Genomic DNA, 26,986 nt, shown 5'->3' with positions numbered 1-26,986 from the left:
GTCGTCTTGGCCCGATCGAAACAAACCTCCGTCCCGTTCCCGACGCGGGAGCAACTGCTTGCATTCATCAAGGATAATGCCGGCAAGGCTGGCACGCGCGAGATTGCGCGCGCCTTCGGGCTGAAGAACGCCGATCGCGTCCAGCTGAAGCGCGTGCTGCGCGAACTCACCGACGACGGCGCGGTCGAAAGCCGCCGCAAGAAGCACCACAAGCCCGGTACCCTGCCCTCCGTCACGCTGGCCGACATCATCGAGCGCGACCGCGACGGCGAACTCGTCGCGGTGCCGAGCGAGTGGGACGAGGAGGCGCATGGCGAAAGTCCGCGCATCCTGGTTGCGACCCTTCGCAAGGCCAGGCCTGGCGAGGCCGCCGGTATCGGCGATCGGGCCCTGCTGCGCGTCGAGAAACTTACCGAGCGCGAAGGCCGCATCATCTATAGCGGTCGCGTCATCAAGGTGCTCGACCGCGCCAAGAAGCGCATGCTCGGCATTTTCCGCGCGCTTCCGGGCGGCGGCGGACGGCTGATCCCGGTCGACAAAAAATCGCTCGGCCGCGAACTTTCGATCCCTCCGCACGCCACCATGGATGCGCAGGATGGCGAGCTTGTCGCCGCCGATGTGTCGAAGGAAGGCCGCTTCGGGCTTCCGACCGGCAAGGTCAAGGAACGGCTTGGCTCGCTCAAGAACGAACGCGCGGTCAGCCTGATCGCAATTCACGCGCACGGCATCCCGCATGTCTTCTCGCGCGACGTACTGGCCGAGGCCGATGCGGCAAAGCCCGCCGACCTGTCGGGCGGCCGCGAGGATTGGCGTCAACTGCCGCTGGTGACGATAGATCCGGCCGACGCCAAGGATCACGACGACGCGGTCCATGCCGAGCCGGATGCGAATCCCGACAATCGCGGCGGACATGTGGTGACGGTGGCGATCGCCGACGTTGCGCATTACGTGCGGCCGGGCTCGGCGCTCGATCGCGAGGCGCTCGATCGCGGCAACTCGGTCTATTTCCCGGACCGCGTTGTGCCGATGCTTCCCGAGCGCATCTCCAACGACCTGTGTTCCCTGAAGCCGAATGTCGACCGGGCAGCACTGGCCGTTCGCATGGTGATCGCGCCGGATGGACGCAAGCGTTCGCACAGCTTCCATCGCGTCCTGATCCGCTCCGCAGCGAAGCTGCATTACGCGCAGGCGCAGGATGCGTTCGACGGACGGACCGATGACATCACCGGCCCGATCAAGGTGCCCGTCCTCGATCCACTCTACGCTGCCTATCGCGCTGTGAAGAAAGCGCGCGATCAACGCGCCCCGCTCGACCTCGACTTGCCCGAACGCAAGATCCTGCTCAAACCGGACGGCACGCTCGATCGCGTCATCATTCCGCAGCGGCTCGACGCGCACCGGCTGATCGAGGAATTCATGATCCTCGCCAATGTCGCCGCCGCCGAGACGCTGGAACGCGCGGGTGTGCCGCTGATCTACCGCGTGCACGATGAACCTTCGCTGGAGAAAGTCGAAGCGCTCCGCGATCTGCTGCGCACGCTGGACATGTCATTTCCGAAGGGCTCGGTGCTGCAGCCATCCCTGTTCAACAATGTGCTCGACCGCGTAACGGGCACCGAAACCGAAACGTTGGTCAACGAGGTGGTGCTGCGCAGCCAGGCCCAGGCCGAATATTCGGCGGAGAATTACGGGCATTTCGGTCTCGCGCTCCGTCGCTATGCGCATTTCACATCGCCGATCCGCCGGTACGCAGACCTGATCGTGCATCGTGGATTGCTGCGCGCGCTGAAACTCAAGGACGGCGCGCTCCCGGACGCTGCCGACATCAAGGGTCTGAACGAGATTTCCGCCCGTATTTCCGCGGCCGAACGGCGCGCCATGGCCGCCGAGCGCGAAACCACGGATCGCCTGATCGCGCATCATCTCGCCGATCGCATCGGTGCGATCTTCGAAGGGCGCATTGCCGGCGTCACGCGCGCCGGGCTGTTCGTCAAGCTTGACGAAACCGGCGCCGACGGATTCATTCCCGCCCGCACCATTGGCGACGATTATTTCCAGTACCACGAGGACCGCCACGCCATGATCGGACGCTCCACCGGGGAGACCTATCGGCTGGGCGACAGCGTCACGGTCAAGCTCGTGGAAGCGATTCCGGTCGCAGGTGCGCTCCGGTTCGAGTTGATGTCGGCGGGTAAAGCCGGAAAGCGGGTGGCCCTCCGATCCACGCGCTCGCGTCCCGGACGCGACGCACGACGCGAGGATCGGATGCCGCGCAAGAGGCGGGGATGAACGACACGACCGAACATACTGTGATGCCGCCTCGCGACGGCTGGCTCGCGGTCAGGCGCGGGCTCATTGGCATGTGCCCCGCTTGTGGACGCGGGCGGATATTCCGCGCGCTGCTGAAGGTCAACGATCATTGCCCGGCCTGCAACGAGGCCCTGCATCACCACCGCGCCGACGACTTTCCGGCCTACCTCAACATCGTGCTGGTCGGGCATATCGTGGTGCCGCTGGTGCTCGCGGTCGAGATGGCGTTTTCCCCGCCCTATTGGGTGCACGGCGTGATCTGGCTGCCGCTCACGCTCACCCTCGCCTTCACGCTCATGCATCCGATCAAAGGTGCCATTATCGGCTGGCAATGGGCGATGCGCATGCACGGCTTCGATCCGGCAGGCGACCACAACGATCCGCATCCGACAGTGACGACATCAAAATAAAATGCGCGAACTGACAGATCTCGAGAAACGACTGACGGCCGCCGAGCGCGAGCGCTCGTCGGCGAATGTGCGTCCCAAGGATGCCGCCACGCTGATGATCGTCGACCGCTCTGGCCCGACGCCGAAGGTGCTGCTCGGCAAGCGCCATCACGCGCACAAGTTCATGCCGGGCAAATTCGTGTTTCCGGGCGGGCGCCTCGAATCAAATGATCGGCTCATGCCGAGCGCGACGCCACTCAATCCATACGCCGAAAAATACCTGATGCAGAAGGTGAAGCGGCCGAGCGCCGCGCGGGCAAAGGGTCTCGCCTTGGCCGCCATTCGCGAAACTTTCGAGGAGACCGGGCTTATCCTCGGCACACCGATGAACAACGCCGCGCCCGTCCCCGAGGGGCCCTGGGCCGATTTCGCGAAAGCCGGGTTCTATCCCGACCTGTCATCGCTGCATTTCATCGCGCGCGCGATTACGCCGTCGCGGCGGCCGCGCCGTTTCGATACGCGGTTCTTTGCGGTCGATGCGTCCACCATCGCGCACAAGATCGACAATGTCGTGCATCCGGATGCGGAACTCGTCGAACTGGTCTGGATGCCGATCTCCGAGGCGCGCAGCCTGGACATGCCGACCATCACCAGCGTCGTGCTTCAGGAACTGGAAGCACGGGTCGCTGCCGGTTTCGGGCATGACCTGCCGGTGCCCTTCTACCGGATGCCGCGGACGGTCTTTTATCGCGATCTGATCTCCTAGGCCGGGGAGCGCCCCGCGGAACGCATTCTGCGGGCAAAGCCCCGATTTTCCCGCCGTTTCGGCCGTCCGTCTCGATCAACCGGTGTACCCCGGCTCGAAATGCCGGCACGCTCCCACGTTTCCTTGACTTTGGCGGCTTTGCCGCTAGTTTCCGCGCAAATTCCGCACATCGAGGACGATCATGGCCAAGGCCGTCACCATCAAGGTTAAGCTCGTGTCGACTGCCGACACCGGCTACTACTACGTCAGCAAGAAGAACTCGCGGACGATGACCGACAAGCTCGCGAAGAAGAAATACGACCCGATCGCGAAGAAGCACGTCGAATTCCGCGAAGCGAAGATCAAGTAAGCGCGCCGGCGGGAACACCCGCCGACTGCACGCACGGTTTTACAACCTTCAATTGCAGGTTTGCGGACTGGCCATAAAGGGTGGCCGGCCGGAAGCGGTGTCATGAGGAGGCCACTCGTCACCGCCCCCGAACCGGCCGAACCCCACGGACCCAGGAGATGCGGCGGACCTGAGCATTCCGTAGGGTTTTCAAAGGTTTGAAACGTAAGGCATGCTTGGCATGCCGGCCTCTCGCGGCCCTGAGCCGCCCGTTTCATCGCAGATGTGAGGCTAGCCCCACATCCCTCGGAAATCAAAGACGAAGTCCCGGCCAGGCCGGGCAACCTGTCGTCAACGTAAAGGATTAGGGTTTCCAGCCGGCCTGCCGGGCCGGAGGTTCGCTAGGCCGCGTCTGCGACCACGCGATTTCGTCCGTCCCGCTTGGCGCGATACAGCGCCTGATCGGCCCGCTTCAGAAGCTGCGCGGCGGTGTCCTGAGCCGATTCTAGCGATGCGATGCCGATCGAGATGGTGACATCGATGCTGCGGCGTCCCTGCTCTATCGGGAACGGCTCTGAGGCGATCTTGCGGCGCAGCCGCTCGGCGACAGTCGAGGCGACCGCCATGTCGGTCTCCGGCATGACCACAACGAACTCCTCGCCACCGATGCGGCAGGCGAGATCGATGCCGCGGATCGATTTCCGCACCCGGATCGCGAATTCGCGCAGCACGTCGTCACCGCAATCGTGCCCGTAGGTGTCGTTGATCGACTTGAAAAAATCGATATCGAGCACGAGCACCGCGAGCTGCTTGCCCCGCGAGCCGGCCTGTTCGACCAGCTTGTTCAGGTGGCTTTCCATGTAGCGCCGGTTATGCAGTCCGGTCAGCGCATCAGTGATTGCGGCCTCGATCGACATCTGCACGTTGTCGCGCAGCCGTTCGGTGTAACGCTTGCGCCGGATCTGGGTGCGGACCCGCGCATGCAATTCGTTGCTCTCGATCGGCCGCAACAGATAATCATTCACGCCGATCTCGAGCCCGCGCATCAGCCGGGCCGTGTCATCCGGCTCGCAGATCGACAGGATCGGCAGATTGCGGGTGCGATCGAGCGAGCGGAGCTGGCTGCAGAGCCGCAGGCCGTCGAAATTCTCGAGGCTGAGCGAGACGATCAGAAGCTCGTAATTGCCCTCGGCGGCCCGGAACAAAGCGGCGCTGGGATCCGGCTCGACATCGACCATGTGCTCGTCACCAAGCATCGCCACGATGCGCTCGTAGGACGAGCGGCGATCGTCGACGAGCAGGATCCGGCCGTGCGTGCCCTGCTCCATGATGGCTTCACGCTCGGCGCTCTCGATGCCGATCTCGCGCGAGGTTGCCGCGCGCATGCGAAGCTCGTCCGTCATCATCTTCAGGCGCGTCAGGGAACGCACCCGCGCGATCAGGGCGACATCGGAGACCGGCTTGGTCAGGAAGTCGTCGGCGCCAGCCCGTAAGCCAGCGACACGGTCCGACGGCTGGTCGAGCGCGGTCACCATCACCACCGGGATATGATGCGTCGCCGGATTGCTCTTGAGCCTGCGGCAGACCTCGAAGCCGTCGAGATCAGGCATCATGACGTCCAGCAGCACGATATCGCATTCCGCCCGCTCGCAGGCTGCCAGCGCTTCGGCGCCGCTATTGGCGGTCGTGACATCGAAATATTCCGCCGACAGCCGCGCTTCGAGCAGCTTCAAGTTGGCGGGAACGTCGTCGACAACAAGAACACGCGCAGTCATGACGCAGAGACCCTACGCATTTCCGAGAAAGTGACGAATCGTTTCAATGAACTTGCCGACCGAGATCGGCTTCGACAGATAGGCTTCACAACCCCCGGCTCGGATACGTTCTTCATCACCCTTCATTGCAAAAGCCGTAACGGCGACCACAGGGATCGCCTTGAGCTCAGCGTCGTCCTTGATCCATTTGGTCACTTCAAGACCGGAAACTTCGGGCAATTGAATGTCCATCAGGATCAGGTCCGGACGGTGCCGGCGCGCAAGCTCCATCGCGTCGATGCCATTGCGGGTACCGACGGTCTGATAGCCGTGCGCCTCCAACAGGTCGTGGAAGAGCTTCATATTGAGCTCGTTGTCCTCCACGATCAGGACAGTTTTGGCCATTCCCCGCCCCCTCCTGGGCCAGTTGTCATGCGCCCAGCTTCCCGAGGCTTGGGGCGCTGCAACGCCAAAATGCAGGCCCGGGCAATATGGTACAAGGTAGCCTCCATTCCTTACAGAAAGGCAAACGGAAACCGATGGTTAACAAGTCAAAGCTGGATCGCCGAGACGCCGAAAGCGTGGCCATACAGGCGCTTTCGTTCCTTGCCGCAGATCCGGCGCGACTGGGCCGGTTCCTCGCCGTGACCGGCATCGGGCCGGCCGATATCCGCCAGGCTGCGCGCGATCCAGGGTTTCTTGCCGGCGTACTCGAACATATTGCTGCGGACGAATCGACCCTGCTCGCGTTCGCTCGGGAAACCGGCCTTGCCGCGGAGTATATTGCCCGCTCGGGAATCGTGCTTTCGGGGCCGCCCGTCGAACGCGACATTCCGTGACGCGAGGCGCTCGGCGCAGGGATTACGAATGGGTGCCTTTTGCCGCGACTGCCTCGCCGATGCAGCGTCCGGTCCGCGATGCGCGGCCTGCGGCTCACCCCGCCTCGCCCGCCATCCCGAAATCGATACACTTACGGTTGCGCATGTCGACTGCGATGCCTTCTACGCCACGATCGAGAAGCGCGACGACCCCTCGATTGCGGACAAGCCGCTGATCGTTGGCGGCGGCACCCGCGGCGTGGTGTCGACCGCCTGCTACATCGCGCGCACCTACGGCGTTCATTCCGCCATGCCGATGTTCAAGGCGCGGCGCCTGTGTCCGGACGCGGTCGTGATCAAGCCCAACATGGCGAAATACGTCGCGGTCGCCCGTCAGGTCCGCGAACGGATGCGCGAGCTCACGCCGCTGGTCGAGCCGGTGTCGATCGACGAGGCCTTTCTGGATCTCACCGGGACGGAACGGCTGCATGGCCGCACGGCCGCGCAGTCGCTGGCGCGGTTCGCATCGAGCATCGAACGCGAGATCGGGATCACGGTCTCGATCGGGTTATCCTACAACAAGTTCCTGGCCAAGATTGCCTCCGATCTCGACAAGCCGCGCGGCTTTGCAATGCTCGGACGCGCCGAGGCGCCGACGTTCCTGGCCGACAAGCCGATCTCGATCATCTTTGGCGTCGGAAAGGTTTCGCAAGAGCGGCTTGCCCGCGACGGCCTCCGCACGATTGCCGACATTCAGAAATGCGATGAGGTCGAACTGATGCGCCGCCTCGGTGCGGAAGGTCAGAGGCTAAGCCGGCTCGCCCGCGGCATCGACCACCGCAAGGTCGTGCCGGACCGCGACGCGAAAAGTGTCTCCGCCGAAACCACCTTCGACACCGATGTCGCCGCGTTTCGACCGCTGGAGAAGACCCTGTGGGATCTGAGCGAACGCGTCTCCGCGCGGCTCAAGGCCAGCGGCGTGAGCGGCAGCACCGTGACGCTCAAGCTCAAGACGGCGGATTTCCAGACGCGCACGCGCGCACGCTCGCTCGGCAATCCGACCCAGCTCGCGCGTCGCATCTTCGATTGCGGACGAGAATTGCTGGAAAAGGAAATCGACGGCACGAAGTTCCGGCTGATCGGCATCGGCGTTTCGAACCTGCAGACCGCTGAAGCAGCCGATCCGGACGATCTTCTCAATCAGGGCGCGCGAAAGGCCGCCACCAGCGAACGCGCGGTCGATGCGCTGCGCGCAAAATACGGGCGCGATGCCATCAAGCGGGGTCTCGCGCTCGATGACGGCGGATAGCGCCGGATCGTCAATTGCAGGGCTTGCTTGGCCGCGTTTCCAGCGCCGTCATGGTGCCGGCGACGACAAAGTCGTTATAGTCGAGCGCCAACGCCCGCGAGATGCCGTTTTCGTAAAGCTCGAACTTGATACCGTAGACTGGGAGCTGGTCCCCGCCCTCCTTCGACCGGTCGAAATAGCTGATGCTCACCGGCCAGCGTCGCAGCTTCGACAGATGCTCGTCCTTGCCGGCCGCGTCGTCGGGCTTCTGAGTGTCGGGCTCGATCGCCTGACCGATCACGGTCATGGTCTCGTAAACCTTCTCGCCGGAATCGGAGCCGTCGAAAACCGGCCCCTGCAGCAACGTCTTGCCTTCGCGGGCCGAGGCAATGATCCTGCGCATGTGATCTGTCGGGAACATGATCGCCGGGTCGATCCCGAACTCTTTCGTTGCCGGCTTCTTGAGATCGACAACGGCCCGGGCCGCTTCGCGCTCGGCATGGCCGTCAACGGCGTTTTTCAGTTTCTGGTCGACGAAGTTTTGCGAATTGAACCGGAACGATTTGGCGGCAGCGTCTTCCCACGTCGTCGCGCGCATATCGGTCATCATCCGGACGCCTTCGCCCGCGTCGATCTCGGAAACCTGCCGAAACTGCAAGGCGTAGCCTTCGCATTGACTGCCGGAGAAATCGTAGAGGATTCGCCCGCGCACCGCCTCGACCGGACGATTGCCGCGCGCCGACGCCAGCTTGAGTTCGTAAACCGCGCGATGCGACGCAAACTCGACGTCCGAATTCTGTGCGGGCGCGGCAACGCCGGCGCCCGTCAAAAGCACCAGACCCGCGATCACGCTCGGAAACCGGGCATCTCTCATGGACATCGAATCCTCGCGAAAGAAGATAAAGTTGCCACCGGTTCGCTGCAACCGGACCACTTGCGAAGGCGGCTTCAATCGGCGAAGAGAATGCGACCATTGTGAGGCGCATTGGCGATAGGAGGATTGAATATGGCGGGTGTCGTCGAGAAGAAGCTGGCCGATCTCGGAATCGTGTTGCCGACGCCCGCAGCCCCGATCGCCAACTATGTCGGTTTTGTGCGCACCGGAAATCTCCTCGTCGTATCGGGCCAGTTGTGCCTCGATGCGGAGGGTAAGCTCGTCGCCAAGGGCAAGCTCGGCGCCGAGGTTTCGGTCGAGGACGGCCAGAAGGCGGCGCGGGTCTGCGCAATCAACGTGCTGGCGCAGGCGAAGGCCGCGCTCGGCGATCTCGACAAGGTCACGCGCGTGGTGCGTCTCGGCGGCTTCATCAGTTCAGTCCCGGCCTTCCTGGACGGGCCCAAGGTGATGAACGGCGCCTCCGACCTGATGGTGACGGCCTTCGCGGACAAGGGTCGCCATGCCCGTACGACCATCGGCGTGTCGGTGCTCCCGCTTGATGCCGCGGTCGAGGTCGAAGGCATGTTCGAGGTCTCCTGACGGCGACAACACATGCCTGGTCTCGACTGGCTCACCGCTCGTCCGGTCGCGCACCGCGGATTGCACGACGAGGAAAGCGGCATCGTCGAGAATACCGCATCGGCATTTTCGGCCGCGATTGCCGGGCAATACGCCATCGAGTGCGACCTTCAGCTGTCGGCCGATGGCGAGGCGATGGTCTTCCATGACGACGAGCTCGACCGGCTGACCGAACGCAGTGGCCTGATGGCCAGTCTCACCGCTGCGGAGTTGAAGGCCATCGCTTTCAGAGGCACAGCGGAACGCATGCTGACGCTCGGAGAGCTGTGCGATCTGGTGTCCGGCCGGGTGACGCTCGTCCTTGAGGTGAAGAGCCACTTCACCGGCGACATGCGCCTCACGGAGCGCGTCGCGAGAGTCGTGGAGGGCTATGCGGGTCCGGTCGCCGCCATGTCGTTCGATCCGTCTGTCGTCCGCAGCCTGCGGGCTACGGCGCCCGGCCTGCCGCGCGGTCTTGTGACCCAGAGCCGCCCGGACCCCGAAGTCCCGAGCGGGAGCAGCTTGCGATACGCCAGCAAAGCCTTCCAGTCGCGCCCGCATTTCCTCGCCTGGTCGGTCGGCGACCTGCCCGGTTTCTGGCCCCTACTCGGGCGATGGGGCTTTGGCCTGCCGCTCCTGACCTGGACGGTCCGGAGCGAGGCCGACCGGGTCCGCGCCGGGCGCTGGGCGGACCAGATGATTTTCGAAGGATTTCGGCCATAAAGCTGGGTTAGCATGGCTCAGATGTCCGAAACTGCAGCCGCGCACGCTGATCACCCGCTCAAACTTCAGCTCCGCGTCGTGTCGGATCTCCGCGACGTGCGGGCCGACGCCTGGGACGCGTGCGCGAACGCTTCTCAGGTTTCGGATGAACAATCTCATGTAGTACCTGATGGTGCATCGACCGCTCCTGCGGCGGCCGGCAACCCGTTCGTCTCTCACGCTTTCCTGTCGGCACTTGAGCGATCGGAGTCCGCGACCCCGCGCACCGGCTGGGCGCCGCAGCACCTGCTCGCCGAAACCGAGGACGGAGAACTGCTCGGAGCGGTTCCCTGCTATCTCAAGTCGCATTCTCGCGGCGAGTATGTCTTCGACGCCGGATGGGCGGACGCCTATGAGCGTGCCGGCGGCAGCTATTACCCGAAGCTTCAGGCGTCGGTCCCCTTCACGCCGGCCACAGGCCCTCGCCTGCTGGTCAAACCTTCGCCGCATGCGGGCGTGGTGAAGGACGCACTGTCGCGCGGCCTCGTCGCGCTCTGCGAGCGACGGCAGGCATCGTCGGTGCATGTCACATTTCTGCCGAAACAGGATTGGGACATGCTGGGCGCAAAGGGCTTCCTGAAGCGCACCGATCAGCAATTCCATTGGCAGAACGAAGGCTACGGGACGTTCGATGATTTTCTGTCTGCGCTTGCATCACGCAAGCGCAAGGCGATCCGCCGCGAGCGTCGCGATGCGATCGACAGCGGCATCACCATCGAACACCTGACCGGTACCGACCTGACCGAGGCCGTGTGGGACGATTTCTTCGCCTTCTACATGGATACGGGATCGCGGAAATGGGGGCGTCCGTACCTCACGCGCGCCTTCTATTCGCTCATCGGGCAATCGATGGCGGATCGCATCCTGCTGGTGATGGCGAAGCGCAATGGCCGCCATATTGCCGGCGCGATCAACTTCATCGGCGCAAACTCGCTGTTCGGCCGGCATTGGGGCGCGATCGAGCACCATCCCCTCCTGCATTTCGAGCTCTGCTATTATCAGGCCATCGATTTCGCGATCGCCAACAAGCTCGCCACCGTCGAGGCTGGAGCACAAGGCGAACACAAGCTCGCCCGCGGCTATGTGCCAGTGACCACCTATTCGTCCCATTACATCGACGATCCGGCGCTGCGACGCGCCATCGCCGACTATCTCACGCACGAGCGCGCCTATGTGGATGCGGCCGGCCGCGAGCTTGAAGGCTTGACGCCTTTCCGCAAGACTGACGCATGATCCCGAAAAAGTGGGCACCGGTTTTCCGCAACGATTGCGTCAATACGATTGCCTATGGAGTGAGGACGATGCCGGATTACGACCCGAATAATATCTTCGCCAAGATCATCCGCGGCGAGTTGCCCTGCCACAAGATTTACGAAGACGATCGCGCGCTGGTCTTTCTGGATATCATGCCCCGCGCGCCCGGGCATGCGCTCGTGATCCCGAAAAGCCCGGCGCGCAACCTTCTCGATGTGAATCCGGATGACCTCGCCCACGTCGCAAAGGTGGCACAGCGCGTCGCCAGAGCAGGCATGAAGGTTTTCCAGGCGGACGGCGTGACAGTGCAGCAATTCAACGAGAATGCCGGCGGCCAGGTCGTGTTTCACCTCCACGTGCATGTGATCCCGCGCAAGGAAGGCGTGCCGATGAAGCCGCCGGCCAGCGAAAAGGAAAAGCCCGAGGTGCTTGCCGATCAGGCGAAAAAGCTCGCCGAGGCCATGCAATCGGTGTGACCGCTACAGCTTCGGGAGCAGGAACGCGCCGAGGATCAGAACCGCTTCACCGGTAGCGACACCGGCGAAGACCGAGCGGCGGAATGCGATAAATCCGGCAAAGCCCGCCACCATTGCGACGAGCCGCACCGACAGCGGTACCGTTGCGAGGGCTCCCGGCGCAAAGAAAATCAGCTTGGCGATGACCGCGGCGAGCACTCCGGTCGCCACCGCCCGCACCCAGACAAACAGTTCCGACCCCTCGTCGATGCCGCGCGCGACCGCGAAGCCCAGCAAGCGCCAGATTTCATTCGGCAGAAAGCCGACGAGGATCAGAACCACATAGGGCCAGAGCTCCGACGTCATGAGGCTCATCGCAGGCTCTCCCGGATGCGATGAGCGACATACGCGATCGTGCCGGCGGCGATCCCTGCCCACATCACGTCGAGCTCGATATTCCTGTACGCGAGAACGGGGCCGAGAACGAGCCCGAGCACGAGCGCCAGCCGGTCGACCAGCATGCTGGAATTGCGCGCGATCGAAACCAGAAACGACATCGGCGTGAGAAACAGCAACGCCGCGGTGAGAAGATCGGGCAGTTGCGCGGCGAGATAATAGCCGATGACGGTCGCGATCATCGCCGAGGTCATGTAGCCGAAAGCGATTCCGTTGCAGAACGGAATGCGGCGCTCGACCGGCATCAGCGGCGCAAGCCGCATCGACTCGACCCACATGCTGACCGCGGTGAAATGCGCCGGCAGCAGCAGCTGATAGGACTTCGTCTGCGGACCGCGCAGCAAGGGCATGAGCGACACGACCATCGGCAGGAGCCGCACGCCGCTGAGCCCGACAGCCACTGCAACTTCAATGAGTTGCGCCCCGCCGCCGAGAGTCGAGATCAGGATGACCTGAGCCGGACCGGCCCAGACCACCAATGTCGACAATGTCACCCATGTGAGGCTGAAATTGAAATCATAGGCCAGCGCGCCGATGCCGACATAGGTCCCGAACAGCACATAGGCGAAGACCGAAAGCCATGCCGAACGAAAGCCGCCGAAAAAGGCGGCGGAGTAGGTCGCGAAGTCCATTTTGTAGAAGTCCGGCATCGGCCGCACAATGCTGAAGGCCGCGCACAAGAACAACGGCTAACGGCCAAGCTCGGTCGATTTCTCCGGTCATTTAGCTGGATGAACCGCCATCCCCGCGCCACCGGCCAAGTCCAGGCTGCCGCTGGACACGACACCAATGTTCCTGTCATGTTCTTTTCTTTGAGGAGTGCCCATGTCAGACGAAATCGTTCTCTACACCAACCCGATGTCGCGCGGTCGTGTTGCTCGCTGGATGCTGGAAGAGGTTGGCGCCCCCTATCGCGCCGAAATTCTCGACTACGCAACCACCATGAAGGCGCCCGCCTATCTCGCGATCAATCCAATGGGCAAGGTTCCCGCGATCACGCACAACGGCAAGGTCGTCACGGAGAACGCCGCGATATGCGTCTATCTCGCGGAAGCTTTTCCGGATGCGGGTCTCGCACCGAAGCCGTCCGAACGCGCAGATTTTTATCGCTGGATGTTCTTCGCCGCAGGTCCCTTCGAATATGCGGTCACCAATAACGCCTTCGGCATGACGCCGCCCGCCGATCGCGCGGCTGCCATCGGCTACGGCAACCTGAAGTCTGCGCTCGATACGCTGGAATACGCGGTCACACGGATGCCGTTCATTGCCGGTGCCCGCTTCACCGCCGCGGACCTCTATGTCGGCTCGCACCTTGGCTTCGGCATGCAGTTCGGCACGGTCGAAAAGCGGCCGGCCTTCCAGGCCTATTATGCGAAGATCGCGGATCGACCGGCGGCGAAGCGTGCAGCGCAACTCGATGATGCGCTGATGCCGAAGCAGGCTGCCGGCGCGTGAGACTAGGCGTGCAGAGAGCAGTCGCCTGCTCTCTGCTGTGCGCGGCGAAATCGGCTAGCGATGTTGCGCGCCCCGGACGCGCGCCTCCCACGACTCATAAGGCTGCAGCTCGAAGCCGATCCTTTCGTATCGGACACGTAGATAACCGTCGCGTCCGCGCGTCACCGCGTCCGGCCGAACCAGTTGCGCATCCTGCGCCATGACCCCGACATAGGTCTGCGGATCTCCACGGTAACGGAAGCGATACAGGCCGAGGCCGCTGTCAAGCCGCCCGACCAGCGCAATGTCCTGCTTCAGCCGGATATCGGACCGCCGCCCGCCGCCACGTCCGCCACCGCCGCGACCGCCACCGCCGCGGAAGCCTCCTCCACCGCCGGCACGGATCCCGCCGCCACCACCGCCCCTGAATGCGGCGCGACCACCGCCACCGCCGCGGCTGATCGACCCGCGACCGCCTCCCGCGCTCACCCGGGCACGGCTCGGCTGGCGTGCAGCCGCCCGGCCGCGCTGGGCCTGATGCCGCGGTGCGGCACGGTTGCGGTTTCCGGTGCGTTGCGCTGGGCGCTGGGCCGATCGGGCGCGGTTGGCGTCGCGCGCGCCTTTTTCACGCACACCCTTGGCAGCGCGATCGCCCGCCTTTGTGCGATCGCCGACCTTGCCATCGCCAATCTTGCCACGGTCGCCGCCGGGCTTGATCACCTGACGGCCATCCTTGCCGCGGAAGTTCAACTGATCCCTGCCGCCGCCCTTTTCGCCGAAGCGTTGCTGCATGCGGTCGCTGCTGTATTTCACGCCGCGCCTGTGCTCGGGGCGATGATCCCAGCGCTGGCCGCGACCGTCGCTTATGAAGTTGTTGTTCCAGTTTACGCCCCCGCCCCAATAGCCGCGGCCCCAACGTCCGAGCGCATAACCGACGCCGAATGCGATGCCGGCCGCGATCACGCCGCCCGCGATATACCCCGGCACCCCGAAAAAGTACGGCGGGTAATCCGGGTAGAGCCAGTCACCGAACACAACAGCGGGCTCGTAATACGGCACATAGATCACACCCGGATCGACCGGCTCGATGGCGATGTATTGCCGCGTTCCGACATTGCTGACGGTGACCTTCTGCTGCTTGTTGGTGACGAGCTTGTCCCTCGCATGGGCCTTCCCGCGCAACCTCTGGATCGCGTCCATGACGTCCGCTTCCTGCGCAAGCACCGTGTCTCCAAGCTTGCGGGTCCATTGCAGTTGCGTGCTCATCATCTCGAGCACGGACGGCGTTGCGATCAGCGATTTGACGCTTTGATCCCAGTCCTGTTTTTCGGCCGCCGCCTTGCGCTGGTCTTCGCTCAGCTTCTTGTTGGCTTCGAACCATCTTTGCGCCTCCACCACCTCGAGCGGATAGGTGGACGCCATCAGCACGAGCGAGAGCAGACTGTCCGGATAAAGCGCAATCGGCGCGACGAGCGCCTCGACCTCTGCAGGCTTCAATAGCTCCTCGGCCGGAGCCGCAGGTGGAGTGCTATCCTGCGCGGTTGCGGGGAGCGGCGACACCAGCAACAAGATCAGGATCGCGACAAAGGTTCGAAGTGTTGACGTCATCGGCGCCTCCCGGTTTTTCGGCGCAGGCTTTCAAGTCACAATTCGAAGGCAAAACGTGCCATAGACGGGTCGGACAGTGAAGACTTTCGACCTCAATCAATGCGTCACCACGGCACGCTTAGGTATAGTTCTCATTGTCGATAAGAGTATCGTCAGCGACATCGCATGTCGCTTCGTCAGCCCGCCGCGTTCGCGATGCTGGCAGACGTCTCCCGCGCGGGCCGCTGCGCTCGTCAGTAGGGTCGGCCGTGCTTCTCCAGCTTGTCGGCCATATCGTCGAACTGCCGCGCGGCGTCCTCGAACAGGCGCTTGGCGATCACTTCGGACGTCGCCTCCGCCTTCAGCTTGGCCCGCTCCGCGCGCGCGCGGAACTCTCTCACCTTGCCCTTGATAACGCGTGCGTCAGTTGCCGACATTTCCACTCACCCCACCCCATCATTGTTGCCCGCAAAAATGCGGCAACAAATCAACAAAAGCAGCGAGTGGCAGTTCCTCCCCAGGAAAAAGCCATTGGTGTGCAACGCACTCGGGTATCGTGGTGCAGCACAACACGATCTTGTGGCGCATTGCTATCGTCGCAACAGCGCGACGCGACGAAGGAGCCGCGGGATTCTATCGACCTGCTATCAAGACAAGCGGCGTCAGGCGTCGGCTTTCGCCTTCACACGCGTATCCTTGGCATTGTCCCAGGAGAAGCTCTTCGCCTCCTTGCCCGCGACCGAGTAGATCGCGCCGGGCGCGTTGCGTGTCTTCATGAATTCGTCGAGCGATTCACCCCGCATCCCCGCATAGATGTGCAGGTTGGATGACCCTGTTACCGCCGCGAGCTTCTCCAGCATGAAGAAATTCGCACCGTAATGGATGAGTGAACGCCAATCCCTCCGGCGGATCATGTCACGCTCCTCCTCGCTCAATCGCGCCTCGGCGAAGGCCCTCTCCGACTCGGCGAGGAAGAGCGCCCGATGCTCTGGCTCGACCAGACGATGCAGGAACCGGTTGATGCGATAGCCTTTCAGCGACCGCGCATGCGTGAACGGATAGGTCCCGGTGAGCGCGTCGGCGCCCTGCAGCTGCGCGCCGATATGGGCGCGATGCCGCTCCGCCGTCCCGGCCGGCACCTCCATCGCCTCGTTCTCGTAGATCGCAGTCGCGATCCCGGTGACGGATGGCAAATAATAACTCTGATGGATCTTGCGGACATTTGCCGACATCGCACCGCGCATCACAAGCCACATGATGACCTCCGCGCCCTCGAGGCCGCCGAGCCGCGCAAAGTCCGCGTGCGTCATCTGCGTGAGCTTGATCGGATCGCGTTCGATCAGGTCAAGAAACTGCGCATCCCATTCAGTATTGTTGAAGCCGGCACGCTCGCCATGGACCTGATGCGACAGGCCGCCGGTCGCGACCAGTGCAACCTTGAGGTCCTCGGGGTAGCTTTCGATCGCGCGCCTCAGCGATTGACCAAGTTTCCAGCAGCGCAGCGCCGAGGGAATGGGAAATTGCAGGACGCCGACCTGCAGCGGCACGATCGAGACCGGCCATTCGGGCTCATGCGGACACATCATCGACAGCGGCGAGAAGCAGCCGTGGTCGAGCGCGCGATCCTGAAAGAAGGACATGTCGAACTCATCGGCCATCAGTGCCGTGCCGATGTGATGCGAGAGCGCAGCGTGCCCTTTCACCGGCGGCAGCGCACGCGCTCCGCCACCCTCGTCCGCGACCTCGTAGCGGTCGTCGATCCCGAGCGTGAAAGCCGAATAATGATCGAAGAAGAATGACGTGACGTGGTCGTTGTAGACCATGAACAGGACGTCGGGCTTCCTGTCCGCGAGCCATTGCTGGATCGGCCTGTAGGCTTCGAAGATCGGCGCCCAGACCGGATCGTCGCCCTTGTTGCGATCATAGGCGAAGCCGATGGTGGGGGTATGCGAGGTTGCGATCGCGCCGATGATCCTGGCCATGTTGCGTCTCCGGACAACTTTTCTTTCCGACACGCTGAGGGGCCGCGCTGCCCACGACCTTGATCTGGCGCAAGCACCGAAAACATTAGTATTCGCAATGATCAACCGGAGCGGGCTACCGGACGCGGCGCTCGGAGAAAGCGCCGCAGGGGCCGCTCTTTCGCACCGCACTGCACGCCAAGTCAGCCGTTTGCGCTGGTAACCGCTACTGGAGGTGGTACGCTGCCTGCCACATGGACGGGCGGGATTCGTTTCACACGCGGCGGCCCCGGCATTTCTGCCTGATACTGGTGAAGCCGTCGCATTACGACGAAGCGGGCTACGTCATTCAGTGGCTGCGCTCCCCGATTCCCTCGAACTCGCTGGCTTCGCTCTATGGTCTCGCCAAGGATTGCGCCGAGCGCCGTATCCTGGGCGATGACGTCGTCATCGATATTCACGCACTCGACGAGACCAACACGCGCGTCCGTCCGGAGCGTCTTGCGCGCATGATCGAGGACGCTGGCGACGGCATGGTCATGCTGACCGGCGTGCAATCGAACCAGTTTCCGCGTGCGCTCGACATTGCGCAGCCGCTGCGCGCACGCGGCATCAAGGTGGCGATCGGCGGATTCCATGTGTCCGGCGTGCTGTCGATGCTGAACGGCGTTGATGCCGATCTCGACCGCGCGCGGGCGATGGGCCTGTCCCTGTTTGCTGGTGAAGCGGAAGGACGGCTCGACGAAGTGCTGATCGACGCATCCGCCAGCGCGCTCAAGCCGCTCTACAATTTCATGAGCGAGCTTCCCAACATCCAGGGCACGCCGATCCCGCTGATGGCGGCAGAGCGCGCGCAACGGACGGCCGGGAGCGTCACGAGCTTCGACGCCGGACGCGGCTGTCCTTACCAGTGTTCGTTCTGCACCATCATCAATGTGCAGGGGCGCGTGTCGCGGCGGCGCTCACCCGACGACATCGAGCAGATCGTCCGCGTGAATTATGCCCAGGGGCTGCGCAGCTTCTTCATCACTGACGACAACTTTGCACGCAACAAGGACTGGGAGCAGATTCTCGACCGGCTGATCCACCTGCGGCAGGTGGAGAAGCTCAATCTCGGCTTCATCATCCAGGTCGACACGCTCTGCCACAAGCTGCCCAACTTCATCGAGAAATGCGCGCTGGCCGGCGTGCGCCGCGTGTTCATCGGACTGGAGAACATCAATCCCGACAATCTGATGGGCGCCAAGAAGCGCCAGAACAAGATCACCGAATATCGTGCGATGCTGCTGGCGTGGAAGAAAGCGCGGGTCATCACCTATGCCGGCTACATCCTCGGCTTCCCGAACGACAATGTGGAGTCGATCCTTCGCGACATCGACGTCATCAAGCAGGAACTGCCGGTCGATCTGCTGGAGTTTTTCTATCTGACGCCCCTGCCCGGCTCCGAGGATCATCTCAAGCTGCAGCGCGCGGGCGCTCCGCTCGATCCGGACCTGAACCGGTATGACCTCAACCATGTCTGCACGACGCATCCGCGCATGGCCCGCGCCGAATGGGAACACGCCTACCGGCTGGCCTGGCAGCGCTATTATACGATCGAGCATATCGAGACGGTCCTGCGCCGCGTCGCTGCGGCCGGGGCGAATGCGAGCAACGCGCTGTTCCTGATCACCTGGTTCAAGGGCAGCATCGACTACGAGCAGATTCATCCGCTCGAGAGCGGCTTCCTGCGGCTCAAATATCGACGCGACCGAAGGCCCACATTCGCGCGCGAGCCGGTCTGGCGCTTCTATCCGCGATACTGGACCGAGACGGCGGTGAAGCTGACGCGCTGGGTCGCGCTCTATGTGCGGCTGCGGCGCATCTATCTGCGCATCAAGCGCGATCCGCAGCGCTTTGCCTATACCGACGCAGCGCTTAGCATGGCAACCGACGGCGAGGTGGAAACGCCGCAACTGCTCGGCACCGAGGCCGCCCGCGCCTATGTCAGCAACGCGCAGCGTTTGCAGGACATCCGGGAGAGCGCGGCAGTGCGCGCCTGAGGCGCGACGGATCGAACGCAAATCCGTGACTGTCATTGCGAGGGCGCGTCAGCGCTGAAGCAATCCATTTTGATCGGTAGCGCCGGATTGCTTCGCTTTGCTCGCAATGACGGAGGCGCCTGAAGGGAAAACGCCCGGCTTGTGACCGGGCGTTTTCATTTTCGATCTAGACCTTCAGCGGCACTTTCGGCACCGAGCCCCGGCCGGACGGATCCGAGCCGCCATTGCCCTTGCCGCCACCACCGCCCGATGACGGCGGCTTCGGCTTCCGCTGCGGCGGCTTGCGCTTGGCCTTGACGCGCGCAGCCGGTAGCTTCTCGGGCTTGGGCGTAACCGGCCCTTCGAGATACTCGAAGCCGAGCGCGTCGCGCCCTTCTTCCTTGACCACGACCACCTTGACGTGGCCGCCATCCTTGAGCTTGCCGAACAGCACCTCGTCGGCGAGCGGCTTCTTGATGCTTTCCTGGATCACACGCGCCATCGGGCGTGCGCCCATGAGTTCGTCATAGCCGTTGGCGATCAGCCAGCGCGACGCTTCGTCCGACAGCTCGATCGTGACGTTACGGTCGGCGAGCTGCGCCTCAAGCTGCAGCACGAACTTCTCGACAACCTTGGCGATGACCTCCTGCGAGAGATGGCCGAAGGCGATGATGGCGTCGAGACGGTTGCGGAATTCCGGCGCGAACAGCCGGTTGATCGCTTCTACGTCGTCGCCTTCCCGCTTGTTACGGGTGAAGCCGTAGGTGCCCTTGGCGAGATCGGCGGCGCCCGCATTCGTGGTCATGATCAGGATCACGTTGCGGAAGTCGACCTGCTTGCCGTTATGGTCGGTCAGCTTGCCGTGATCCATGATCTGCAAGAGCACGTTGAACAGGTCCGGATGCGCCTTCTCGATTTCGTCGAGCAGCAGCACGCAATGCGGATGCTGATCGACGCTGTCGGTCAGGAGCCCACCCTGATCGAAGCCGACATAGCCGGGAGGCGCGCCGATCAGCCGCGAGACGGTGTGGCGCTCCATGTATTCGGACATGTCGAAGCGGATCAACTCGACGCCGAGCGAGGCTGCAAGCTGCTTGGCCACTTCGGTCTTGCCGACGCCGGTCGGGCCGGAGAACAGGTAAGAGCCGATCGGCTTTTCCGGCTCGCGGAGCCCTGCCCGCGCGAGCTTGATCGAAGCCGACAGCGACTCCACCGCCTTGTCCTGGCCGTAGACCACGGTCTTGAGCGTCTGCTCAAGATGCTGGAGCACCTCGGCATCGTCCTTCGACACGGTCTTGGGCGGAATGCGCGCCATGGTCGAGATCGTCAACTCGACTTCCTTCAGACCGATCGTCTTCTTGCGCTTGGAATCCGGCAGCAGCATCTGGGCCGCACCCGACTCGTCGATCACGTCGATCGCCTTGTCCGGCAACTTGCGGTCATGGATGTAGCGGGCGGACAGTTCCACCGCTGCCTTGATGGCCTCGTTGGTGTATTTGAGCTTGTGGTATTCCTCGAAATATGGCTTCAGCCCCTTCAGGATCTCGATCGCGTCCGGCACCGACGGCTCGTTCACGTCGATCTTCTGGAAGCGGCGGACCAAGGCGCGATCCTTCTCGAAATACTGCCGGTATTCCTTATAGGTGGTCGAGCCGACACAGCGGATCGTGCCGGAGGCCAGCGCCGGCTTCAGCAGGTTCGAGGCATCCATCGCGCCCCCGGAGGTGGCGCCCGCACCGATCACGGTGTGGATCTCATCGATGAACATGATCGCGCCGGGCGTGGCCTCGATCTCCTTGATCACCTGCTTGAGACGCTCTTCGAAATCGCCGCGGTAACGGGTGCCGGCAAGCAGCGTACCCATGTCGAGCGAGAACACCGTGGCGTTCTTGAGAACGTCGGGAACTTCTCCATGCACGATGCGGCGCGCGAGACCCTCGGCGATCGCGGTCTTGCCGACGCCGGCATCGCCGACAAACAGCGGGTTGTTCTTCTGGCGGCGGCACAGCACCTGGATGGTTCGATTGATCTCGGCGTCACGGCCGATCAGCGGATCGATCTTGCCTTCCTTCGCCTTCTTGTTGAGGTTGACACAATACGCTTCGAGCGCGTCGCCCTTCTTCTTCGGCTCGTCGTTGCCCTTGGATTCGGTGTCCTCGTCGGCGCCGCGCACCGGGCGCGACTCGGTCAGACCCGGCCGCTTGGCGATGCCGTGGCTGATGTAATTGACAGCGTCGTACCGCGTCATGTCCTGCTCTTGCAGGAAATACGCGGCGTGGCTCTCGCGCTCGGCAAAGATCGCGACCAGCACATTGGCGCCGGTCACTTCCTCGCGGCCGGACGACTGCACGTGAATGACCGCGCGCTGGATGACGCGCTGGAACCCGGCGGTCGGCTTCGAGTCTTCGCCGCCGTCGGTAACGAGATTTTCCAGTTCCGCTTCGAGATACGCGGTGAGAGAACGGCGGAGCTTGTCGAGATCGACGTTGCAGGCCCGCATCACCGCGGCGGCATCGGAGTCGTCGAGGAGCGCCAGGAGCAGATGTTCGAGAGTGGCATATTCGTGGTGCCGCTCATTCGCGAGCGCAAGCGCCCGATGAAGTGACTGTTCGAGGCTGCGCGAAAAACTTGGCATTCGATGTCCCTAAAGGTCCCCAAAACTTCCCGTTTCGAGAGGACCCGTTTCAAGAGGTCCTGGAATTTGGCCGCCCCCGGCCTTGCGTCCCCTCATCGACGACGTGTGTCTCAGTCTACTTCTTCTCCATCACGCACTGCAAAGGATGGTGATGTTTGCGGGCAAAGTCCATCACCTGTGTCACTTTTGTTTCAGCGACCTCGTACGTGTAGATGCCACATTCGCCGATGCCGTGATGATGCACGTGCAGCATGATCTGGGTGGCCGCCTCGCGGTCCTTGTTGAAGAACCGCTCCAGCACAAGCACGACGAACTCCATCGGCGTGTAGTCGTCATTGAGCAGCAGCACCCGATACATGCTCGGGCGCTTGGTCTGAGGCCGGGTCTTGGTGATGACCGAGGTCCCCGGCCCGTTCGAATCCTGCCGCTTCCTGCGGTCGTCATCCGCCATGCGCGGTTCGAGCCGCCACGACGGTCCGGGCATCAGACCAGAATGGGTAAGAGGCATGGCACAGTCGGGCATTCGCAGAGCTTCGAGCGTCTCGGTCGTTTCTTGGCCAGGTCGCAGCCACTTACAGATAATAGTGATTGAGCAAGCGCTGTGCCAGACCGGCGGAAATAGGCGGCTCTCACAAAAACGCAAGGCCCGCAAACGACTTGGCGGCCGGGCGCGCGGCCTTCCGGGGCCAGCGTCCACACAATCATCGCGCCAAATACGGACAATTCGCGGCGAATCCGACCCAAATCGTCCCAATTCACAGCACCGATTCTCAAGTTCTGCGGTCGGACAATGGAGTTCCTGTGAATCCACCCGACGGCTCGGAGCCCGGCCTTATGGTACGTGGACGTTTGCGTGAATATCTGCGTGGTCGCCTTCCGGAACGCTTTCTTGGACAATTTCTCAAGAACTGTGACGGCGGCGCCGCGCCATTCCTGGCCCTGTCGTTGATCCCGCTGATGGGTTTCACCGGCGCCGCGGTCGACTATGCCCGCGCCAACGCGACCAAGGTCGCGATGCAGGCCGCACTCGACTCCACGGGCCTCATCCTCTCCAAGAGCGTTGACGGCATGGCATCCGACACCATCGGGCCCTCCGCGACATCAATCTTCAATGCGCAGTTCAATCGGCCGGAAGCGCAGAATGTCACGCTCGATCACCACTTCAGCGCGCAGCAGGGCAGCTTCACGTTGAAACTGACCAGCACCGCGACGGTTCCGACCCGCTTTGCAACCCTGCTCGGGACCTCGGAACTCACGGTCTCGGCGACATCGGAAATCATCTGGGGCATCAAGAAGCTCAACATTGCGCTGGCGCTCGACAATACCGGATCGATGTCATCGAACGGCAAGATGACGGCGCTTAAGACCGCGGCGCACAATCTCCTTAACACGTTGCAGGCCGCGGCCAAAAAGCCGGACGACGTCAAGGTTTCGATCATCCCGTTTGCAACCGACGTCAATGTCGGCACGGCCAACAAGAATGAGTCCTGGATCGACTGGGAACAGTGGGAAGACGCAAACGGCACCTGTTCCAGCACGTCCTACAAGTCGAGGACGGCATGCCGAAACGCCGGCAGGACCTGGACTGTCGCCTCCCACGACACCTGGAATGGCTGCGTCTGGGACCGCGATCAGAACTTCGATGTGCAGAACTCTGCACCCGGTAGCGGACAGGCAACCAAATTCCGCGCGCATCAGGCGAGCAATTGTCCGACAGCGATGATGCCGCTGACCAGCGAGTGGAGCGCGCTGCACGCAAAGATCGATGCGATGCAGCCGTCCGGCAATACCAACGTGACCATCGGCTTGGCGTGGGCGTGGCAAGCGATCTCGCCGGTCGAGCCGATGAATGCGCCGAGCCCGGCCCCGGATCTCGACAAGGTCATCGTCCTCCTGACCGACGGGCAGAACACGCAGAACCGGTTCACCACCTCGACATCGTCGATTGACTCGCGGACCGAGAAGGCGTGCGCAAATGCCAAGGCCGCCAATATCAAGATCTATACGGTCCGCGTGATCGACGGGAACGCGAACCTCCTGCGCAACTGCGCGACCAAGCCGGACTGGTTCTACGACGTGGACAAGGCGGAAGAACTCAACGCCGTGTTCGCATCGATCGCGCAGAACCTCGCCAATCTCCGGATCGCGAAATAGCGTTCGGGAACGGCACTTGCGCGCGGCCGTCTAGCCGGTCATCGGCCGCGCCACCGCACGCGACAGACCGCCGTCCGATCCCGCGACTGGCAGCGCAAGGAACATCGCTTCAACGCGGCTGTTTGCGAGCGCCCGCAGGTTCGTAAGGTGCTCCGCAATCAGCACGCCCTGCGACAGCAGGATCTGATGGACGGGCCATGTAAAACTCGCCGGTCGCTTGTGAGAGGTCAGGTCCGGTGTACTGCAGTCGATTCCGAGCAGCTTTACCTGATGATCGACGAGCCACTCCGCCGCCTCGGGCGATAGTGAAGCGTGATCTTCGTATATGTCTGAATTAACGTGTTGCGCCCAGCCGGTGTCGAGCAGCACCATGTCGCCCGCCCTCACCTTCGGATGCGCCTCCTCGAAATCTTCCGGGGTGATCACTGCGAACGGTCCCTTCTCGATCCGCCAGACCACTGCGGGACCGTAAAGACGATCAAGCGGGATTTGGTCGAAGGAAGGTCCATCCAGCATGAAATGACGCGGCGCGTCCACGTGAGTGCCGTGGTGACACACCATCTGGATTTCGGTGACGTTCGCGGGGTCTTTTGGCATCGCGATGATCTGCCGGATAGTCGGTCGCGGAAATGCCGGTGACCGCGACAGATCTTCCGTCAGTCTGTGCGTGAGATCGATCCATGGACCGATGCCGCTCTCGCCGCTCTGAGGCGGAAGCGGCAGCCAGCCACGCCAGGCGCGCTTGGCCGGATTGGGGCAATCACACATCGAGACAATGCCTTCGTTTTGTGTCGCTTAGTCGCTCAGTCAAGCGAGAGATTCAGATCCTTGATCAGCTTGTGCCAGGAGGGCGTCTCCTGCTGGAGAAACGCGGCGAATTGTTCGGCCGTGCCTCCGATCGGCTCATGCCCGGTCTCGACGAGCCGCGCTCTTACGCTTGGTTCAGCCACTGCCTCTTGCAGTCCTTTCTGAAGCTTCACAACGATGTCGTTCGGCGTGGCCGCTGGAACGACGATGCCGGTAAACACAGCCGCATGAATTCCGGGATAGCCGAGTTCTTCGAAGGTCGGGACATCCGGCAACTGCTCCATCCGCTTTGCAGTCGCAACAGCAAGCGGACGGACCTTGCCGCTCTTGATCATCCCACCGCCGCCGGCAAAATCGGTCATCGTCATCGGGATCTGACCCGACGCGACATCCTGCAGGCTCAATGCACCACCGCGATACGGCACATGCACCATGTCGAGGCCGACTTTGGCCTTCAGCAATTCCATGGCCATGGCATGTGGACTGCCCGGCCCGGCCGAGCCGTAACTGATCTTGCCGGGTTGCGCCTTGACGAGTTCGAACAGCTCTTTCACGGAGTTCGCCGGAGAGCCCGGACCGATAACGAGAATGGTCGGCAGGCGAATGAGCAGCGATACCGGCCTGAAGTCCTTCGCCGGATCGTACGAAAGTTTCTTGAACAGCGCCGGGTTGTAGACCAGCGTTCCGACGTCGGCGTTGAGGATCGTGTATCCGTCGGGCGCTGACCGCGCGACTTCGGACGCGGCAATAGCGGAGGCCGCCCCCGGCTTGTTCTCGATTACAACCGGTACACCGAGGCGCTTGGACAATTCCGGCATGATCATCCGCGCAAGTGCGTCAGACCCGCCTCCTGCGGGATACGGGACAACCCAGCGAATGGCGCGGTTCGGATACGTGGGATCGGCTGACGCCACCGTCGTCAGTGTCGAAAACAGAACAAGCAACAACGCGTGCGCGAAAGTCTTCACGTTGGCCTCCCTGATATTTTCCGTTGATCGGAAATGTATTCCGTTATTTTGGTGCGAGCGTAGGTCAGGCGCCTGCCGCTCGGCAACCCCGCCGCCGCAGTACATTACCCGGAATTTCTAGTACCCGGCCGGGCGCGGACGACGGCTGGTCGCGTGCGCGGCTGAATGGACAACTAACGAAACGTAAACGGGCCCGCCGCAATGCGCGGCGATCGCGTCACCGCAAATTCAACATAGGCCGGAACAAGACGCGTCATTTGGTCAGAACGCGCATTGAATTTACCGCAACTTGACGCAACGTCGTCATGCTCGGCCCGCCACCACTTTCAGGGTCATCGCCATGATCGACGCAGCTGCATTGCTGAAACGGGCTCGTCAACTCGTTGCCGATTTCGGCGCCGCCAAGGGCGGCAACGTGATCATGACATTCGCACTTGCGTCCGTCCCGGTGATCGGAGGGGTTGGCGCCGCGGTCGATTACAGCCGCGCCAATTCCGCCAAGGCCGCGCTGCAGGCCGCAATCGACGCGGCGGGCCTGATCCTGTCAAAGCAGGCGCAGACATTGCCGGAAGCGCAACTCGCGAGCAAGGCGACCGCACTGGTGCAGGCCAACTTCAACTACCCGCAGGCGATCGATCTTGTCGTGACGACGACGTTCACGACCGTCGACAGCGGCAGCTTCAAGCTCAACATCGATGCCTCCGCGAAGGTGCCGACGACATTTACGGGCATGTGGCAGCCCACGATGTCGATCGGAACCAAGACCGAAGTGGTCTGGGGCATGAAGCGGCTCGAACTGATCCTCGCGCTCGACAATACCGGCTCGATGTCGTCCTCCAACAAGATGACGCAGCTCAAGCTCGCCGCAAAAGACCTTCTCAAGACGCTGCAAAACGCAGCGAAGAAGCCCGACGACATCAAGGTCGGCATCGTGCCGTTTGCAACCGACGTCAATGTCGGCACCAGCAACAAGAACGCCACCTGGATCCGTTGGGACGAATGGGAGGAGACGAACGGGACCTGCAGCCGCACGCAATACACGACGAAAACAAGCTGCGAAAACGCGAGCCGGACATGGACGCCCAGCAGCAAGAATAACTGGAACGGCTGCGTGTGGGATCGCGACCAGAACTACGACGTCAACAACACGGCCACCTCGGTCGGCACCAAGTCGACGCTCTATTCCGCGCACCAGGCCAGCAATTGTCCGACCGAAATGATGACGTTGACCAACAGCTGGACTTCGCTGAACAGCAAGATCGACGCGATGACGCCGACCGGCAACACCAACGTGACAATCGGGCTGCAGATGGCGTTCCAGATGCTGTCGCCGGTCGCCCCGTTCAA

Annotated in this window: 26 protein-coding genes; 14 read left to right on the top strand and 12 right to left on the bottom strand. The window is 62.7% G+C overall.

The genetic code is table 11. The annotated features are described in order from the left end of the window. Positions 1 to 6 precede the first annotated feature (6 nt). From rnr to rpmG, 4 genes are all read left to right on the top strand, one after another. Complete coding sequence (rnr, locus tag VNZ93_RS12180) at positions 7 to 2,289, top strand: ribonuclease R (RefSeq protein ID WP_325704979.1); 2,283 nt, start codon at positions 7 to 9, stop codon at positions 2,287 to 2,289. Next, positions 2,286 to 2,720, top strand: coding sequence for a DUF983 domain-containing protein (locus tag VNZ93_RS12175; protein WP_325704976.1), 435 nt, complete (start codon positions 2,286 to 2,288; stop codon positions 2,718 to 2,720). Before rnr ends, VNZ93_RS12175 begins: the two co-directional genes overlap by 4 nt. Position 2,721: 1 nt before the next feature. Continuing rightward, entirely contained in the window at positions 2,722 to 3,465 is a 744-nt protein-coding gene (locus VNZ93_RS12170) for an NUDIX hydrolase (RefSeq protein ID WP_325704973.1), read from the top strand. Positions 3,466 to 3,646: 181 nt separating this feature from the next. After that, the gene (rpmG, locus tag VNZ93_RS12165; protein WP_325704970.1) at positions 3,647 to 3,814 is read left to right on the top strand and encodes a 50S ribosomal protein L33; all 168 of its coding nucleotides are present in this window, start codon (positions 3,647 to 3,649) and stop codon (positions 3,812 to 3,814) included. 380 nt (positions 3,815 to 4,194) lie between these two features. On the opposite strand, the gene VNZ93_RS12160 is transcribed toward rpmG, so the two are convergent. Beyond that, the gene (locus tag VNZ93_RS12160) at positions 4,195 to 5,568 is read right to left on the bottom strand and encodes a PleD family two-component system response regulator (RefSeq protein WP_325704967.1); all 1,374 of its coding nucleotides are present in this window, start codon (positions 5,566 to 5,568) and stop codon (positions 4,195 to 4,197) included. Between the two features lie 12 nt (positions 5,569 to 5,580). Beyond that, positions 5,581 to 5,952, bottom strand: a complete 372-nt coding sequence (locus VNZ93_RS12155) for a response regulator (protein ID WP_325704964.1) — start codon at positions 5,950 to 5,952, stop codon at positions 5,581 to 5,583. Between the two features lie 86 nt (positions 5,953 to 6,038). On the opposite strand from VNZ93_RS12155, the gene VNZ93_RS12150 reads away from it, so the two are divergent. After that, complete coding sequence (locus VNZ93_RS12150; protein WP_414710058.1) at positions 6,039 to 6,386, top strand: DUF3572 domain-containing protein; 348 nt, start codon at positions 6,039 to 6,041, stop codon at positions 6,384 to 6,386. Positions 6,387 to 6,414: 28 nt separating this feature from the next. Next, a complete protein-coding gene (locus VNZ93_RS12145) occupies positions 6,415 to 7,674 on the top strand; it encodes a DNA polymerase IV (RefSeq protein WP_325704958.1) in 1,260 nt (419 codons plus the stop codon). Between the two features lie 10 nt (positions 7,675 to 7,684). Here the strand turns inward: VNZ93_RS12145 and VNZ93_RS12140 are convergent, their stop codons facing one another. Continuing rightward, the gene (locus VNZ93_RS12140; RefSeq protein WP_325704955.1) at positions 7,685 to 8,533 is read right to left on the bottom strand and encodes a cell envelope integrity EipB family protein; all 849 of its coding nucleotides are present in this window, start codon (positions 8,531 to 8,533) and stop codon (positions 7,685 to 7,687) included. Between the two features lie 126 nt (positions 8,534 to 8,659). On the opposite strand from VNZ93_RS12140, the gene VNZ93_RS12135 reads away from it, so the two are divergent. From VNZ93_RS12135 to VNZ93_RS12120, 4 genes are all read left to right on the top strand, one after another. Next, complete coding sequence (locus tag VNZ93_RS12135; protein ID WP_325704952.1) at positions 8,660 to 9,127, top strand: RidA family protein; 468 nt, start codon at positions 8,660 to 8,662, stop codon at positions 9,125 to 9,127. A 12-nt stretch (positions 9,128 to 9,139) separates the two neighbouring features. Beyond that, positions 9,140 to 9,868 carry a glycerophosphodiester phosphodiesterase family protein gene (locus VNZ93_RS12130; protein WP_325704949.1) on the top strand — a complete coding sequence of 243 codons (729 nt, stop codon included), beginning with the start codon at positions 9,140 to 9,142 and terminating at the stop codon, positions 9,866 to 9,868. 21 nt (positions 9,869 to 9,889) lie between these two features. Further along, a complete protein-coding gene (locus VNZ93_RS12125; protein WP_325704946.1) occupies positions 9,890 to 11,140 on the top strand; it encodes a GNAT family N-acetyltransferase in 1,251 nt (416 codons plus the stop codon). Positions 11,141 to 11,208: 68 nt separating this feature from the next. Further along, positions 11,209 to 11,637 (top strand): HIT family protein, encoded by a 429-nt coding sequence (locus VNZ93_RS12120; RefSeq protein ID WP_325705041.1) that lies wholly within the window; start codon positions 11,209 to 11,211, stop codon positions 11,635 to 11,637. Positions 11,638 to 11,640: 3 nt separating this feature from the next. Here the strand turns inward: VNZ93_RS12120 and VNZ93_RS12115 are convergent, their stop codons facing one another. Together VNZ93_RS12115 and VNZ93_RS12110 are read right to left on the bottom strand one after the other, a co-directional pair. Beyond that, positions 11,641 to 11,991, bottom strand: a complete 351-nt coding sequence (locus tag VNZ93_RS12115) for an AzlD domain-containing protein (RefSeq protein ID WP_325704943.1) — start codon at positions 11,989 to 11,991, stop codon at positions 11,641 to 11,643. Beyond that, positions 11,988 to 12,704 carry an AzlC family ABC transporter permease gene (locus VNZ93_RS12110; protein WP_325704940.1) on the bottom strand — a complete coding sequence of 239 codons (717 nt, stop codon included), beginning with the start codon at positions 12,702 to 12,704 and terminating at the stop codon, positions 11,988 to 11,990. Before VNZ93_RS12110 ends, VNZ93_RS12115 begins: the two co-directional genes overlap by 4 nt. Positions 12,705 to 12,897: 193 nt before the next feature. On the opposite strand from VNZ93_RS12110, the gene VNZ93_RS12105 reads away from it, so the two are divergent. After that, positions 12,898 to 13,527: a glutathione S-transferase family protein gene (locus tag VNZ93_RS12105; protein WP_325704937.1), complete on the top strand. Its 630-nt coding sequence runs from the start codon at positions 12,898 to 12,900 to the stop codon at positions 13,525 to 13,527. A gap of 54 nt (positions 13,528 to 13,581) precedes the next feature. Here VNZ93_RS12105 and VNZ93_RS12100 read toward each other — a convergent pair whose 3' ends face one another. The 3 genes from VNZ93_RS12100 to VNZ93_RS12090 form a co-directional block, all read right to left on the bottom strand. Continuing rightward, the gene (locus VNZ93_RS12100; protein WP_325704934.1) at positions 13,582 to 15,114 is read right to left on the bottom strand and encodes a DUF3300 domain-containing protein; all 1,533 of its coding nucleotides are present in this window, start codon (positions 15,112 to 15,114) and stop codon (positions 13,582 to 13,584) included. A gap of 233 nt (positions 15,115 to 15,347) precedes the next feature. Next, the gene (locus tag VNZ93_RS12095) at positions 15,348 to 15,530 is read right to left on the bottom strand and encodes a hypothetical protein (protein ID WP_325704931.1); all 183 of its coding nucleotides are present in this window, start codon (positions 15,528 to 15,530) and stop codon (positions 15,348 to 15,350) included. Positions 15,531 to 15,755: 225 nt separating this feature from the next. Continuing rightward, a complete protein-coding gene (locus VNZ93_RS12090; protein WP_325704928.1) occupies positions 15,756 to 17,075 on the bottom strand; it encodes a gallate dioxygenase in 1,320 nt (439 codons plus the stop codon). A 290-nt stretch (positions 17,076 to 17,365) separates the two neighbouring features. On the opposite strand from VNZ93_RS12090, the gene VNZ93_RS12085 reads away from it, so the two are divergent. Next, positions 17,366 to 19,096 (top strand): B12-binding domain-containing radical SAM protein, encoded by a 1,731-nt coding sequence (locus tag VNZ93_RS12085; protein WP_325704925.1) that lies wholly within the window; start codon positions 17,366 to 17,368, stop codon positions 19,094 to 19,096. 166 nt (positions 19,097 to 19,262) lie between these two features. Here the strand turns inward: VNZ93_RS12085 and clpA are convergent, their stop codons facing one another. Further along, on the bottom strand, positions 19,263 to 21,710 hold the full coding sequence (clpA, locus tag VNZ93_RS12080; RefSeq protein WP_325704922.1) for an ATP-dependent Clp protease ATP-binding subunit ClpA: 2,448 nt from the start codon (positions 21,708 to 21,710) through the stop codon (positions 19,263 to 19,265). A gap of 115 nt (positions 21,711 to 21,825) precedes the next feature. Then, on the bottom strand, positions 21,826 to 22,161 hold the full coding sequence (gene clpS, locus VNZ93_RS12075) for an ATP-dependent Clp protease adapter ClpS (protein WP_325705038.1): 336 nt from the start codon (positions 22,159 to 22,161) through the stop codon (positions 21,826 to 21,828). Between the two features lie 383 nt (positions 22,162 to 22,544). Between clpS and VNZ93_RS12070 the strand changes: the two genes are divergently transcribed. Beyond that, positions 22,545 to 23,864 carry a pilus assembly protein gene (locus VNZ93_RS12070; protein WP_325704918.1) on the top strand — a complete coding sequence of 440 codons (1,320 nt, stop codon included), beginning with the start codon at positions 22,545 to 22,547 and terminating at the stop codon, positions 23,862 to 23,864. 30 nt (positions 23,865 to 23,894) lie between these two features. Here the strand turns inward: VNZ93_RS12070 and VNZ93_RS12065 are convergent, their stop codons facing one another. Together VNZ93_RS12065 and VNZ93_RS12060 are read right to left on the bottom strand one after the other, a co-directional pair. Next, on the bottom strand, positions 23,895 to 24,632 hold the full coding sequence (locus VNZ93_RS12065; RefSeq protein WP_325704915.1) for a cyclase family protein: 738 nt from the start codon (positions 24,630 to 24,632) through the stop codon (positions 23,895 to 23,897). Positions 24,633 to 24,667: 35 nt separating this feature from the next. Then, positions 24,668 to 25,639, bottom strand: a complete 972-nt coding sequence (locus VNZ93_RS12060; protein WP_325704914.1) for a tripartite tricarboxylate transporter substrate binding protein — start codon at positions 25,637 to 25,639, stop codon at positions 24,668 to 24,670. A 340-nt stretch (positions 25,640 to 25,979) separates the two neighbouring features. Between VNZ93_RS12060 and VNZ93_RS12055 the strand changes: the two genes are divergently transcribed. Beyond that, positions 25,980 to 26,986: TadE/TadG family type IV pilus assembly protein (locus VNZ93_RS12055; RefSeq protein ID WP_325704911.1), on the top strand; the 1,007-nt coding region annotated here is incomplete at its 3' end.

The organism is Pseudorhodoplanes sp., from assembly GCF_035565795.1.
GTDB lineage: Bacteria > Pseudomonadota > Alphaproteobacteria > Rhizobiales > Xanthobacteraceae > Pseudorhodoplanes.
This window is presented reverse-complemented; position numbering and strand designations above follow the sequence as displayed.

What these genes read in the sequence shown, in the direction of transcription:
- VNZ93_RS12175 (WP_325704976.1), top strand. Translation starts at nt 2,286, where the DNA reads ATGAACGACACGACCGAACATACTGTGATGCCGCCTCGCGACGGCTGG.
- VNZ93_RS12170 (WP_325704973.1), top strand. Translation starts at nt 2,722, where the DNA reads ATGCGCGAACTGACAGATCTCGAGAAACGACTGACGGCCGCCGAGCGC.
- rpmG (WP_325704970.1), top strand. Translation starts at nt 3,647, where the DNA reads ATGGCCAAGGCCGTCACCATCAAGGTTAAGCTCGTGTCGACTGCCGAC.
- VNZ93_RS12160 (WP_325704967.1), bottom strand. Translation starts at nt 5,568, where the DNA reads ATGACTGCGCGTGTTCTTGTTGTCGACGACGTTCCCGCCAACTTGAAG.
- VNZ93_RS12155 (WP_325704964.1), bottom strand. Translation starts at nt 5,952, where the DNA reads ATGGCCAAAACTGTCCTGATCGTGGAGGACAACGAGCTCAATATGAAG.
- VNZ93_RS12150 (WP_414710058.1), top strand. Translation starts at nt 6,039, where the DNA reads ATGGTACAAGGTAGCCTCCATTCCTTACAGAAAGGCAAACGGAAACCG.
- VNZ93_RS12145 (WP_325704958.1), top strand. Translation starts at nt 6,415, where the DNA reads ATGGGTGCCTTTTGCCGCGACTGCCTCGCCGATGCAGCGTCCGGTCCG.
- VNZ93_RS12140 (WP_325704955.1), bottom strand. Translation starts at nt 8,533, where the DNA reads ATGTCCATGAGAGATGCCCGGTTTCCGAGCGTGATCGCGGGTCTGGTG.
- VNZ93_RS12135 (WP_325704952.1), top strand. Translation starts at nt 8,660, where the DNA reads ATGGCGGGTGTCGTCGAGAAGAAGCTGGCCGATCTCGGAATCGTGTTG.
- VNZ93_RS12130 (WP_325704949.1), top strand. Translation starts at nt 9,140, where the DNA reads ATGCCTGGTCTCGACTGGCTCACCGCTCGTCCGGTCGCGCACCGCGGA.
- VNZ93_RS12125 (WP_325704946.1), top strand. Translation starts at nt 9,890, where the DNA reads ATGTCCGAAACTGCAGCCGCGCACGCTGATCACCCGCTCAAACTTCAG.
- VNZ93_RS12120 (WP_325705041.1), top strand. Translation starts at nt 11,209, where the DNA reads ATGCCGGATTACGACCCGAATAATATCTTCGCCAAGATCATCCGCGGC.
- VNZ93_RS12115 (WP_325704943.1), bottom strand. Translation starts at nt 11,991, where the DNA reads ATGAGCCTCATGACGTCGGAGCTCTGGCCCTATGTGGTTCTGATCCTC.
- VNZ93_RS12110 (WP_325704940.1), bottom strand. Translation starts at nt 12,704, where the DNA reads ATGGACTTCGCGACCTACTCCGCCGCCTTTTTCGGCGGCTTTCGTTCG.
- VNZ93_RS12105 (WP_325704937.1), top strand. Translation starts at nt 12,898, where the DNA reads ATGTCAGACGAAATCGTTCTCTACACCAACCCGATGTCGCGCGGTCGT.
- VNZ93_RS12100 (WP_325704934.1), bottom strand. Translation starts at nt 15,114, where the DNA reads ATGACGTCAACACTTCGAACCTTTGTCGCGATCCTGATCTTGTTGCTG.
- VNZ93_RS12095 (WP_325704931.1), bottom strand. Translation starts at nt 15,530, where the DNA reads ATGTCGGCAACTGACGCACGCGTTATCAAGGGCAAGGTGAGAGAGTTC.
- VNZ93_RS12090 (WP_325704928.1), bottom strand. Translation starts at nt 17,075, where the DNA reads ATGGCCAGGATCATCGGCGCGATCGCAACCTCGCATACCCCCACCATC.
- clpA (WP_325704922.1), bottom strand. Translation starts at nt 21,710, where the DNA reads ATGCCAAGTTTTTCGCGCAGCCTCGAACAGTCACTTCATCGGGCGCTT.
- clpS (WP_325705038.1), bottom strand. Translation starts at nt 22,161, where the DNA reads ATGGCGGATGACGACCGCAGGAAGCGGCAGGATTCGAACGGGCCGGGG.
- VNZ93_RS12070 (WP_325704918.1), top strand. Translation starts at nt 22,545, where the DNA reads ATGGTACGTGGACGTTTGCGTGAATATCTGCGTGGTCGCCTTCCGGAA.
- VNZ93_RS12065 (WP_325704915.1), bottom strand. Translation starts at nt 24,632, where the DNA reads ATGTGTGATTGCCCCAATCCGGCCAAGCGCGCCTGGCGTGGCTGGCTG.